This window comes from Streptomyces sp. NPDC051555, from assembly GCF_044454405.1.
Classification (GTDB): Bacteria; Actinomycetota; Actinomycetes; order Streptomycetales; family Streptomycetaceae; genus Streptomyces.
Genome location: NZ_JBITDP010000001.1, coordinates 162,242 through 174,370, shown reverse-complemented (window position 1 = coordinate 174,370; position 12,129 = coordinate 162,242). Strand labels below are relative to the sequence as shown.

Sequence of the window (12,129 nt, the reverse complement as noted above, 5' to 3'; positions counted from 1 at the left end):
GGGTGTGGGCCGGGCATCCGCCCGCACCCGCGCCCGGCTCAGCCCAGGAGCGCGGGGAGCTCGGCCGCGAGGCGCTCGTACTCCTCGGGCCGGTTGTAGATCTGCCCGGAGATGCGGATGCCGCCCCCGCCCTGCCAGGGCCAGATGAGGACCCGGATGCGCAGCCGCGCCGCGATCTCCTCGCGCAGGGCCCGGGCTTCCTCCGGGGTCCGCGCGGTGCCCGGCGGCAGCCGCAGCGCGCGGATGGCGAGCCCCTCGGTGTGCGGCAGCGGGACCACCCCGGGCAGCTCGGCGAGCAGGGCGGTCCCGTAGTCGACCAGGGCGCTGTTGTGCGCCCGCACCTTGGTGGCGTCGAGTCCGGCCAGCAGGTCCAGGCCGTCCGGGGAGGCGAGCCAGCCGGTGTAGTCGACGGTGGCCCGGCCCTCCAGGGCGCGCGGGTAGCCCAGGTGGTCCTCCCAGGACGGGACCAGGGGCCGGATCCGCTCCCGGTGCGCCGGGTCCGCGATCGAGAGGATCGCGCTGCCCGAGGGCGCGTAGCCCCACTTGTGCAGGTTGCCGAACCAGAAGTCGGCCCGTCCGGCGAGCGGCTCGGCGAGCATGCCGAGGGCGTGCGCACCGTCGACGATGGTGGTGATCCCGCGCTCGGCGAGGTTGGCGAGCAGCTGCGGGGAGGCGATGAGCCGGGCGGTGGGCGAGCTGATGTGGTCGAGGACGGCGACCTTGGTGCGCGGGGTGAGGCCGGCCAGGACGGCTTCGCGGACGGCGTCCTCGTCGGGCAGCCGCGGGTCGAGGGCGACGCGGCTCAGCGGGGCGCGGCGGGCGGCGGCCTCGACGACGGTGCCGTAGCCGTGGTCGGTGACCAGGATCTCCTCGCCTTCGGCGAGCCGCAGGGTGTCCAGGGCCAGGTTGGCGCCCTCGGTGGCGTTGGAGATGAAGGACATGCCCTCCGGGTCGGCGGCCGGGTCGAGGTGGGCGGCGATCCTGGCGCGGGCGGCGGCGATCCGGTCGCCCACGCCGACGAAGAAGGTGTCGGGGTCGGCGTGCATCTCCTCGCGCAGGGCCTGGTGGGCGTCCTGGACGGGTATCGGCACGGCGCCGAAGGAACCGTGGTTGAGGTGGGCGATGTCCGGGTCCAGGCGGAAGAGTCCGGCCCCACCGGGGAAGGCCGACGGGGTGATGGGCTCGGTCACGGGTGCCTCCGGGATGTGCGGCGCGGCGGGCGGCAGCGGTGGTGCTGCCCCAACGGATCATGCGGGGGCGACCGCATGATCCGGTAGGGCCAATTACGCCACGGCGGACGGCCGCAGCACCTGACGGACCGAGCTCCCGGCGCCGAGTCCCGCCAACCAGCCGTCGAGATCCGCCAGGGCCCGCGCGTCCAGGTGCGCCGGATCGACGGTGGTGCGCAGTTGGTGCGGGACGCCGGAGGCGAGCAGGAGGCGCAGGCTCGCCTCGGCCGAGGCCGCCGCGTGACCGGTTCCGGTCACCCGCTCGTAGCGGCCGGGCGGGGCCTTCACATCGAAGCCGACCCAGTCCAACAGGCCCTCGTCGAGCAGCCGGGCGAAGCGGCGCGGGAAGGCCCCGCCGGTGTGCAGGCCCACCTGGTGGCCCAGCGCGCGGGCCTCCCGGATCGCCTCGGCAAGGTCGCGCTGGAGCAGGGGTTCGCCACCGGAGAAGACCACGCCGTCGAGCAGACCGGTGCGCCGCGCGAGGTGGCGCAGCACCTCCTCCCAGCTCACGGCGGCGGGTGCGAGCGGGGAGAGCAGGTCGGGGTTGTGGCAGTACCCGCACCGCCAGGGGCAGCCCTGGCAGAAGACGGTGCTGGTCAGCTTGCCCGGCCAGTCGCAGGTGGACAGTCGCGACCAGCCACCGATCCGGATCACGCCCCGGCTCCCGCTCCCGCGCCTGCGCCCGCGTCCGCATCCGCATCCGCATCCGCATCGGGCGCTCCCTCGACGTGCCGGAAGTGGACGCGCTCGGCGTGCTCGCCCTTCTTGCCGATGTTGAAGGAGGACACCGGCCGGTGGTAGCCCATGACCCGCGTCCACACCTCGCAATCGGCTCCGCACCGCGGGCAGTTCGGCTGCTCGCCCGCGAGGTATCCGTGGTCGGGGCAGATCGAGAAGGTCGGGGTGACCGTGAGGTAGGGCAGCCGGAACCGCTCCAGGGAGCGGCGCACCAGGGACCGGCAGGCCTCGGCGGTGGGGATCCGCTCCGACAGGTAGAGGTGCAGGACCGTGCCGCCGGTGTACTTGGCCTGGAGTTCGTCCTGCCGCTCCAGCGCCTCGAAGGGGTCGTCGGTCCAACCAACCGGCAGTTGCGAGGAGTTGGTGTAGTAGGGGTTGGCGTCCGTGCCCGCCTGGAGGATGTCGGGGTAGCGCCGCCGGTCCTCCTTGGCGAAGCGGTACGTCGTCCCTTCGGCCGGGGTGGCCTCCAGGTTGTAGAGGTTCCCGGTGCGCTCCTGGAACTCCACCATGCGGGCGCGGACGCGGTCCAACAGGCGGACGGCCAGCGCGTGCCCGGCCTCGGTGGTGATGTCGTCCGCGTCCCCGGAGAAGTTGCGGATCATCTCGTTGATCCCGTTGACCCCGATGGTCGAGAAGTGGTTGCGCAGGGTGCCCAAGTAGCGCTTGGTGTAAGGGAACAGCCCGCCGTCGATCAGGTCCTGGACGGTGATCCGCTTCAGCTCCAGGCTGTCCTTGGCCAGCTCGCACAGCCGGTCCACGGCCGCCATCAGGGCGTCCTCGTCGCCCGCGTGGACGTGGCCGAGGCGGGCGCAGTTGAGCGTGACCACGCCGAGGGAGCCGGTCTGTTCGGCGCTGCCGAAGAGACCGTTGCCGCGCTTGAGCAGTTCGGTGAGGTCGAGCTGGAGGCGGCAGCACATGGAGCGGATCATGTTCGGGGACAGCTCGGAGTTGATGAAGTTCTGGAAGTACGGGAGCCCGTACTTCGCGGTCATCGCGAAGAGCCGCTCGGCGTTCTCGCTCTCCCAGGGGAAGTCCCGGGTGATGTTGTAGGTCGGGATCGGGAAGGTGAAGACCCGGCCGGTGGCGTCCCCCTCCGTCATGACCTCGATGTAGGCCCGGTTGATCAGGTCCATCTCGATCTGGAGCTCGCCGTAGGTGAAGTCCACCTCGGCGCCGCCGATCACGGGGACCTGCTCCCGCAGGTCCTCGGGGCAGGTCCAGTCGAAGGTGAGGTTGGTGAAGGGGGTCTGGGTGCCCCAGCGCGAGGGCACGTTCAGGTTGTGCACCAGCTCCTGGACGCACTGCCTGACCTGGGCGTACGTCATCGCGTCGAGGCGGACGTAGGGGGCGAGGCAGGTGTCGAAGGAGGAGAAGGCCTGGGCGCCCGCCCACTCGTTCTGGAGGGTGCCGAGGAAGTTGACGATCTGGCCGACGGCCGAGGACAGGTGCCGGGGCGGGCCGGAGTCGATCTGGCCGGGGACCCCGTTGAACCCCTCGGTCAGCAGGGTGCGCAGGGACCAGCCCGCGCAGTAGCCGGAGAGCATGTCCAGGTCGTGGATGTGGAAGTCGCCCTCGCGGTGGGCGCCGGCGATCTCGGCCGGGTAGACGCGCTCCAGCCAGTAGTTCGCCGTCACCTTGCCCGCCGCGTTCAGGATCAGCCCGCCGAGCGAGTAGCCCTGGTTGGCGTTGGCGTTGACCCGCCAGTCCCGGCGTTCCAGGTATTCGGTCACGGTCTCTACGGCGTCGATGGCAGCAGTCACGGCAGCCCTCCCACGAGGCTCGGCACGGAAGTGTGGTTCGTTCGCCGGCAGGTGTCGGACTCGCGCGGCGCCCCGTCCCCGTCGGGGGAAGGGCGTGCGCTCACCGTTGCGGGGCAGTCCCGGATTCGCATCGGGTTCCCTGTTGCCTCGGTCGGGGCGGACATGAGCGAGCATGAGCGTGGCCCCGCCGAACCGGCAGGGCCAACACTACATATGGATACGACCGCCCAGTGCGACCACTACATATTGGGTGACCTTCGCCCTGGGAGAGGGTCCCAAAGTCCCTCCCGCCCGCCGGCCGCTCTCCCGCGCCGGCGCCGCTACGACGCGCGACCGCTGGTGGCCCCGTAGTACTGGAGGTCCTGGACCGCGACCTCGCGGTCCACCGGGTACGGCAGCTCGACCGCGGTCGAGGTGGCCCCGTCGCGGACCGCGCGGGCGGAGCTGGTGCCGGAGCGCAGCTCCAGCAGGTGCGACCGGACCCCGGCGGGGGCCTCGTAGGCGTCCGCGTCCCCGCCGGTCGCGGTACGGACGGTGGCCGGCGCGGTCAGGAAGCTGAGCACCTCCACCGCGTCCCGGGGCGCGGCGCTGCCCTTGCGCAAGGACATCACCAGGGACTGGGTCCCGGTCGGGTCGGCCGCGGCGAACTGGGTGCGCGAGGTCAGGTAGAGCGTGTCCCGGACGATCTCCGGCCAGGCGCCCGTCTTGAACCGGGTCAGGTAGTAGGAGGAGATGTCCAGGTAGGTGTGGCCGTTGTGCAGGGAGGGGGCGAACTGGCTGCCCTCCGAGTAGTCGTTCCAGGTGGTCAGCTGCACCCAGTCGGCGCCGTCGTCGATGGCGTGCGTCCAGGTGGAGCGCAGGGTGGCGGTGTTCCCCGCCTCGTCGTAGATCCCCTGGTTGGGGCGGGCGTCCTGGACGGAGACCGGTTGCATCCAGATCTTGCCCGCCTCGTGCGCGCGCCGGACGTCGCCGGCCGCGCCGTCCTGGCCGACGTAACTGCGGCTGCCCCACTCGGAGAACCCGTAGCTGATGGGCGCGAACCGCGCGCCGTGCGCGCCGAAGTCGAGGAAGAGCGGGACGAACGCGGTGCGGATGCCGTGCTTCGACTTCAGCAGGTCCAGTACCCGGGTCCACCAGGCGACGTCCTTCTCCTCCGCCTTGAACGGGGAGACGACCAGCCGTCCGTCGCCGAGCCGGTGCGCGGCGGGCGCCTTGCCGAGCGCGGCGAGCGCGGCCGCGAGCACGGCCGGGTCGTCCGTCGTGAGGGAGGTCATGTCCGGCATCAGCATGACCTTGAAGTCGGGATCGACCGAACGGGCGGCCTCCATCAGGAGGTTGGCGCGGTCCCAGTTGGGGCCGGAGAGGGAGAGCAGGTCGAGGGTGAAGCCGTCGATCCCGGCTGCGCGGGCCGTGCGCACCTCCTGACGGAGGTTGGCCAGCTCCCAGTTGCCCTGTTGGGGCGTTACGGGCAGCGGTCGGTCGCGCAGCAGCCCGCCGTAGCGCTCGTGCTTGCCGCTCTCCCCCGCCGGGGCGAGGTAGTTGCGGGTGTAGTAGTCGCCGTCCGCGCTCGCGTTGTCGAGGGAGAGCGGGTAGGGGGTGAAGTAGTGGGCGAAGACCAGCCTCTTGCCGGCGCGCAGCGCGGTGGCGTCGGGCAGGTCGAAGGGCAGGGCGCCGGCGGGCCGCCCGCCGCCGCCCGCCGCGCCCCCGGCGTCGCCGGCGCCCGCGCTCCCCGACGCGGCGGGGTCCGGGCTCGCGTCGGGGGCGCCGCTCCCGGGGGCGCCGGGGGAGCGGCCGTGGTCGCCGGGTCCGGTGGACCAGGGCGCGCCGATGTCGGGCGCCGAGCGGTCCGGGCGGGGTCCGGCGGAGAAGGGGTCCCAGGCGATGCCCGTCGCGGCGAACACCCCGACGAGGAGGAAGCCCGAGACGAGCGCGGCCAGCAGCATCCGGCCGCCGCGCAGGCCCGGGCGACGGCGGTGCGATAAGGGCCGGCCCTGTCGCTGCGCACTCATCCTGGTCCCCTTCCGGAACGTGCCCGTGTCCGGGGCTGCACAGCAGTAGAGCCGATTCCCGACATCCGGACAACCGTTCCCCCTCCGGTCGGACCGGTCGCGTACGTCAGGGGAACCACGCCGACTACGCAGAGCGTCTCGACGGCCGGGGGACGGTCAACACCCTGTACGGAATGCGAAATTCCCCTGGCCTTACGGCACAACTGGCGCATAATCGACCGCACGCGGCTCGAATCAACCCTGGCGCCGCGCTGGGCCACGCATGCAATGGGGGGCATCGTGCCGATGGGGGATCCGAACGGGAGACAGGAACGGCAACCGGGGTGCACGGGGACGCTGCCGGCGACCTCCGCCGAGTTGTCCCGGCTGCTCACCGCCGTCCGGCGGGGGCGGGTGCTGACGGTGACGGGAGGGTTCGGCGCCCCACGGAGCCTGCTGGTGCGGGAGATGGCACGGCGCCTGACCTCGAACTTCTGCGACGGGGTGGCCGTCGTCACCCTCGAATACGCCTGCGGGGTCCGCGAATTGGTGGGTGTGCTGGGCACCGTACCGGGGATCCCCTACCTGCCGCGCGGGTCGGCCAACGCCGCCTCGTGGCTCGCGGAGCGGGACATGCTGCTCGTCCTGGACGGCTCCGACCGACTCACTCCCGAGGCCCTGAACTGGCTCCGGGCCCTCCTCGCCCGCGCTCCGGGGCTGCGGATCCTGGCCGCCGGGCGCTACCCGCTCGCCCTGGAGCAGGAGCGGGTCCACCGCCTCTGATCCGATTCCCTCCCCGGGGTGAGCCGGATGGCTCCACACTGGTCCCCCGATCGCCGATCGGCGTACATCGAGGGGGATGTGATGAGTGATCAGGACGTACCGGCAGCCTTAGGCCGGCACGAGAGGACCTTCGCGGCGGGTTCGGGCAGCGGACCCTCCAGGGCGCGCCGGCGCAGGTCCGTGAACCTCAGCGTGGGCACGGTGGTGTTCTTCTTCGCGATGGTCAGTCTGGGCATGCTCGCGGCGGGCAAACCGCTCGTCGTCTCGCTCCTGCCCCTGGTCCTCGGTGGGGCGGCGTTCCTGTGGATCTGGCGCCACAGCATGTGGACCATCGACATCGAACCGTACGACGAGGTCGAGTTGTACGAGAACGGGCTGCTCGGGCGGGCGGGCCGCAAGCAGCGGGCCCTGCTCTGGAGCGAGGTCTCCTCGTACGAGGTCGGTCTCTACCAACCGCCGCTGAAGGTCACCGCGGACGGTGTGGAGCCCACCCGGTCGCACGGCACGAAGGTGCACTTCTCCCGGGACGGCGACGGCGACTTCGAGGTGATGCTCAGCGGCATCGCGGAGGGCGACGCGCTCATGGCCGAGGTGTCCCCCCGGATCATGGCGCACCTGCTGCCCGCCGCCCTGGAGACGGTCCGCTCCGGCCGGGCGATGGAGTTCGGGCCGCTCTCGGTCGATGCCACCGGCATCCACCGGGGCGCCCGCACGGTCACCTGGGACGACTTCGACGCCTTCGTGGAGAACCCGGGGTCGAGGGTGGCCGTGCGGGACGTCAACGGGAAGGAGTCGCTCCACAGCAAGGCGAGCGAACTGCCGAACCAGGCGGTCCTGCACGCACTCATCCAGCGTTTGCAGGCGGAGCGCTCGGCAGGTTGAACCCGGGCCATTCCTCGGCGAGCAGGCCGAGGATCACCTCGTCGATGAAGGCGCCGTTCGCCCAGCCGGACCGGCGCAGGGTGCCTTCGAGGGTGAAGCCCGCCGCTTCGGCGGCGCCGATCATCGCGGCGTTGTCGGCGAGGGTCTCCAGCTGGAGGCGGTTGAATCCGCGCACGGTGAATCCGTAGTGGCACAGGAGCAGGACCGTCTCCAGCCCCAACCCGCGCCCGCGGCTGCCGGGGCGCAGCGACAGACCGAGGTGCGCGAAGCGGTTGTGCGTGTCGATGCCCCAGAGCAGCGCCTCGCCCGCGAGCTCCCCGGTGGCCAGCTCCACCACCGAGAAGCAGGCGGACTTCTCCGAGGGCCCCGCGGGTTCGTACGGTGAGTGCCCGCCGGCGACGGGCAGGGGGCTCCAGGGCCGGGAGTCGGCCCGGGAGTGCATGGGCACGTCGTCGTACAGCTCGGCGTGCAGGACGGCCACGTCATCGGGGTGTCGGGCGCGCAGCCCGACCAGGTGTCCATTGATCACCCGGTATTACTAGCCGCCACGGGTCGGGGCACACAACCGGATTACGTCCGCACGCACGACCGCCCCGGCCGGAGGGTTCCGGGCCGGGGCGGAGCGTCGCATGCCCGGGCGGGCGCGCGGTGGGATCAGCCCAGGAGCGCGAGCGCCTGGTTCAGCGTCTCGGACGGACGCATGACGGCCGTGGCCTTGGCGACGTCGGGCTGGAAGTAGCCGCCGATGTCGGCCGGGGAGCCCTGGACCGCGATCAGCTCGGCGACGATGGTCGCCTCCTGCTCACCGAGGGTCTTCGCGAGGGCCTCGAAGGAGGCCGCCAGCTCGGTGTCCTCGGTCTGGCGGGCCAGCTCCTGCGCCCAGTACAGGGCGAGGTAGAAGTGGCTGCCGCGGTTGTCGATGCCGCCGAGGCGACGGCTCGGCGACTTGTCCTCGTCCAGGAACGTGCCGGTGGCGCGGTCCAGGGTGTCGGCCAGCACCTGGGCGCGGGCGTTGCCGGTGGTCTGCGCGAGGTGCTCGAAGGAGACGGCCAGCGCGAGGAACTCGCCGAGGCTGTCCCAGCGGAGGTAGTTCTCCTTGACGAGCTGCTGCACGTGCTTGGGGGCGGAACCGCCGGCGCCGGTCTCGAAGAGGCCGCCGCCGTTCATCAGCGGGACGACCGACAGCATCTTGGCGCTGGTGCCCAGCTCCAGGATGGGGAAGAGGTCCGTCAGGTAGTCGCGCAGCACGTTGCCGGTCACCGAGATGGTGTCCTCGCCGCGGCGGATGCGCTCCAGCGAGTAGGCGGTGGCCTTCTCCGGCGACAGGATCTCGATGGTCAGGCCATCGGTGTCGTGGTCGGCGAGGTAGGTCTTCACCTTCGTGATCAGCTGGGCGTCGTGCGCGCGGGTCTCGTCCAGCCAGAAGACGGCCGGGGAGCCGGTGGCGCGGGCGCGGGTGACGGCGAGCTTGACCCAGTCCTGGATCGGCAGGTCCTTGGTCTGGCAGGCGCGGAAGATGTCACCGGCGGCGACCTCCTGCTCCAGGACCGTGGTGCCCGCGGCGTCGACGAGGCGGACGGTGCCCGCGGCGGCGATCTCGAAGGTCTTGTCGTGGCTGCCGTACTCCTCGGCCTTCTGGGCCATGAGGCCGACGTTCGGCACCGAGCCCATCGTGGACGGGTCGTACGCGCCGTGCGCGCGGCAGTCGTCGATGACGACCTGGTAGACACCGGCGTAGCTGCTGTCCGGGAGGACCGCGAGGGTGTCGGCCTCGGCGCCGTCCGGGCCCCACATGTGGCCGGAGGTGCGGATCATCGCCGGCATGGAGGCGTCGACGATGACGTCGCTCGGGACGTGCAGGTTGGTGATGCCCTTGTCCGAGTCGACCATCGCGAGGGCCGGGCCCTCGGCGATCTCGGCGTCGAAGGAAGCCTTGATCGCGTCGCCGTCGGGCAGCGCGCCCAGACCGTTCAGGATGGTGCCGAGGCCGTCGTTCGGGGACAGGCCGGCGGCGGCGAGGGTCTCGCCGTAGCGCGCGAAGGTCTTCGGGAAGAAGGCGCGGACCACGTGGCCGAAGACGATCGGGTCGGAGACCTTCATCATCGTGGCCTTGAGGTGCACGGAGAACAGCACGCCCTCGGCCTTGGCACGCTCGATCTGGTCGTTGAGGAAGGTGCGCAGCGCGTCGACGTGCAGCACGGAGGCGTCGACGACCTCGCCGGCGAGCACCGGTACGGACGCGCGCAGCACGGTGGTCGCACCGTCCTGGGCGACGAACTCGATGCGCAGCGTGCCGGGCTCGGCGATCACGGCGGACTTCTCGGTGGAGCGGAAGTCGTTGGCACCCATGGTGGCGACGTTGGTCTTGGACTCGGAGGTCCAGGCGCCCATGCGGTGCGGGTGGGCCTTGGCGTACTTCTTGACCGAGGCGGGGGCGCGGCGGTCGGAGTTGCCCTCGCGCAGGACCGGGTTGACGGCGCTGCCCTTGATCTTGTCGTAGCGGGCGCGGGTCTCGCGCTCCTCGTCGGTCTTCGGGTCGTCCGGGTAGTCCGGCAGCGCGTAGCCCTGGCCCTGCAGCTCGGCGACCGCGGCCTTGAGCTGCGGGATCGAAGCCGAGATGTTGGGCAGCTTGATGATGTTCGCGCCGGGCGTCTTGGCCAGCTCGCCCAGCTCGGCGAGGGCGTCCTCGATGCGCTGGTCGGCGTCGAGACGCTCGGGGAAGCTCGCGATGATCCGGCCGGCCAGCGAGATGTCCCGCGTCTCCACGCGCACGCCGGCGGTCGAGGCGTACGCCTGGATCACGGGCAGGAACGAATGGGTGGCCAGGGCCGGGGCCTCGTCAGTGTGCGTGTAGATGATGGTCGAGTCAGTCACCGGATGCTCCGCTCCACAGTCTGCGTCTCTCGTCTGCAACATTGCTCGACATCAAGATATCTCGTGATCGGCCCGGCTCCGACAGCCCCCTGCCCCGGCTTCCGCGAGACGCGCGTCACCCCGGCCGCCGCGGGCCCGCCGGGAACGGCGAGAGCGCCGCGCCCGACGGGTACGTCGGACGCGGCGCTCTCGGTGTGCGGACGGTACGGGTGGGGCCGGGGCGGACTTCAGCCCGCGAGCTTCGGGTTCGGCCCGTACTGGTTGGGCTGCGCGTGGCCCTCGGTGGCCATGAGCACGATCAGCCAGATGCCGCCGACGAAGGGGATCAGGCCGATGAACATCCACCAGCCGGACTTGCCGGTGTCGTGCAGGCGACGGACGGCGAGGCCCAGGCCCGGGAGCAGGACGGCCAGCGCGTACAGGACGTAGAGCAGCGGGAAGGTACCGATCACGTTGTCGACGATCGCCACGACGAGCACCGCGGCGAGGTTGCACAGGACGAACATCCAGTACTCCTGGCGGCGCGAGCGGCCGTCGAAGTCGATGTACCGCTTGAGCACATCCGTGTACCAGTGCATGTATCCCCCCAGAGGACGGATCGCTACGGCCCGCCCTGGTGGAGCAGGCCGGAAGGAACTTATGCCCCCCTTATGTCGTGTTCAAGCCAGCTCCGCCCGCGGGTGACGGAAGTCTTACGTCGGGCGCGCGCGGCCCCGATCGCACCCGCGACTGCGTAGCGTCCGAGCCATGCGAGTACTCGTCACAGGCGGAGCCGGATTCATCGGCTCGCACATCGTCGGGGCGCTGCGGCGCCGTGGACACGATCCGGTCGTGCTGGACGCCCTGTTGCCCGCCGCGCACCCCGGTCCGCCGGAGCTGCCCGACGCGGAGTTCGTACGGGCCGACGTCCGGGACGCCCCGGCCGTCCGGGAGGCCCTGCGCGGGGTGGACGCGGTCTGTCACCAGGCGGCGATGGTGGGGCTCGGCAAGGACTTCGCGGACGCGCCCGCGTACGTCGGCTGCAACGACCTGGGGACGGCGGTGCTGCTGGCGGAGATGGCCGCGGCGGGCGTGCGCGCTCTGGTGCTGGCCGGTTCGATGGTCGTCTACGGCGAGGGGCGCTACGACTGCCCCGCGCACGGCACGGTCCGCCCCGCCCCGCGCGCCGCGGTGGACCTGCGGGCGGGCCGCTTCGAACCGCACTGCCCGTCCTGCGGTGCGCAGTTGACGCCGGGCCTGGTCGACGAGGACGCCCCGGCGGACCCGCGCAACGTGTACGCGACGACCAAGCTCGCCCAGGAGCACCTGGCGGCGTCCTGGGCCCGCTGCACGGACGGCCGTTCGGTGGCGCTGCGCTACCACAACGTGTACGGACCGGGCATGCCCCGCGACACCCCGTACGCGGGGGTGGCCTCCTTCTTCCGTTCGTCGCTGGCCCGCGGCGAGGCGCCCCGGGTCTACGAGGACGGGGCCCAGCGGCGGGACTTCGTCCACGTGCGGGATGTCGCGCAGGCGAATGTGGCGGCTCTGGAAGCGGTCGGCACCCGGCCCGCGGGCACGGCGGTCGCGTACAACACCGGCAGCGGGGACCCGCACACGGTGGGCGAGATGGCCGCGGCCCTCGCCACCGCACACGGCGGCCCGGCCCCGGTCGTCACGGGCGAATTCCGACTCGGCGACGTCCGCCACATCACCGCGGACTCCGCCCGCCTGCGCCACGACCTGGCCTGGCACCCCGACATCACCTTCACCACAGGCATGACCGAATTCGCCCACGCCCCCCAACGCCTTTCCTCAGCGGGGCCCAACTCAAGCCCCGCCGGGCCCCCTCCCAGCCCCGCCGGGCCCCATCCCAGCCCCGCCGGCGTTTGAGGC

At 71.9% G+C, this 12,129-nt stretch carries 10 protein-coding genes and 1 riboswitch; of the genes, 3 read left to right on the top strand and 7 right to left on the bottom strand.

The annotated features are described in order from the left end of the window. Positions 1–38 precede the first annotated feature (38 nt). The 4 genes from ACIBEA_RS00805 to ACIBEA_RS00790 form a co-directional block, all read right to left on the bottom strand. Positions 39–1,190, bottom strand: a complete 1,152-nt coding sequence (locus ACIBEA_RS00805; protein WP_399256457.1) for an aminotransferase class V-fold PLP-dependent enzyme — start codon at positions 1,188–1,190, stop codon at positions 39–41. Between the two features lie 93 nt (positions 1,191–1,283). Next, entirely contained in the window at positions 1,284–1,883 is a 600-nt protein-coding gene (locus ACIBEA_RS00800; RefSeq protein ID WP_399256455.1) for an anaerobic ribonucleoside-triphosphate reductase activating protein, read from the bottom strand. Continuing rightward, positions 1,880–3,727, bottom strand: a complete 1,848-nt coding sequence (locus tag ACIBEA_RS00795) for a ribonucleoside triphosphate reductase (RefSeq protein ID WP_399256453.1) — start codon at positions 3,725–3,727, stop codon at positions 1,880–1,882. Before ACIBEA_RS00795 ends, ACIBEA_RS00800 begins: the two co-directional genes overlap by 4 nt. A 28-nt stretch (positions 3,728–3,755) precedes the next feature. Beyond that, positions 3,756–3,939, bottom strand: a riboswitch (cobalamin riboswitch). 108 nt (positions 3,940–4,047) lie between these two features. Continuing rightward, a complete protein-coding gene (locus tag ACIBEA_RS00790) occupies positions 4,048–5,736 on the bottom strand; it encodes a glycoside hydrolase family 71 protein (protein ID WP_399256451.1) in 1,689 nt (562 codons plus the stop codon). Positions 5,737–6,174: 438 nt separating this feature from the next. Here ACIBEA_RS00790 and ACIBEA_RS00785 point away from each other — a divergent pair, with 438 nt between their 5' ends. Both ACIBEA_RS00785 and ACIBEA_RS00780 read left to right on the top strand, forming a co-directional pair. Next, positions 6,175–6,498 carry a hypothetical protein gene (locus ACIBEA_RS00785; protein ID WP_399256450.1) on the top strand — a complete coding sequence of 108 codons (324 nt, stop codon included), beginning with the start codon at positions 6,175–6,177 and terminating at the stop codon, positions 6,496–6,498. A gap of 180 nt (positions 6,499–6,678) precedes the next feature. After that, entirely contained in the window at positions 6,679–7,380 is a 702-nt protein-coding gene (locus tag ACIBEA_RS00780) for a DUF6585 family protein (protein ID WP_399256448.1), read from the top strand. Here ACIBEA_RS00780 and ACIBEA_RS00775 read toward each other — a convergent pair. From ACIBEA_RS00775 to ACIBEA_RS00765, 3 genes are all read right to left on the bottom strand, one after another. Then, positions 7,343–7,909 carry a GNAT family N-acetyltransferase gene (locus tag ACIBEA_RS00775; protein WP_399256446.1) on the bottom strand — a complete coding sequence of 189 codons (567 nt, stop codon included), beginning with the start codon at positions 7,907–7,909 and terminating at the stop codon, positions 7,343–7,345. The two genes, ACIBEA_RS00780 and ACIBEA_RS00775, sit on opposite strands and share 38 nt — an antisense overlap. Positions 7,910–8,034: 125 nt before the next feature. Then, entirely contained in the window at positions 8,035–10,254 is a 2,220-nt protein-coding gene (locus ACIBEA_RS00770; RefSeq protein WP_399256444.1) for an NADP-dependent isocitrate dehydrogenase, read from the bottom strand. 227 nt (positions 10,255–10,481) lie between these two features. Beyond that, positions 10,482–10,832 carry a DUF805 domain-containing protein gene (locus ACIBEA_RS00765; protein WP_399256442.1) on the bottom strand — a complete coding sequence of 117 codons (351 nt, stop codon included), beginning with the start codon at positions 10,830–10,832 and terminating at the stop codon, positions 10,482–10,484. A gap of 169 nt (positions 10,833–11,001) precedes the next feature. Between ACIBEA_RS00765 and ACIBEA_RS00760 the strand changes: the two genes are divergently transcribed. Then, positions 11,002–12,126 (top strand): NAD-dependent epimerase/dehydratase family protein, encoded by a 1,125-nt coding sequence (locus ACIBEA_RS00760; protein WP_399256440.1) that lies wholly within the window; start codon positions 11,002–11,004, stop codon positions 12,124–12,126. The last annotated feature ends 3 nt before the right edge of the window (positions 12,127–12,129 follow it).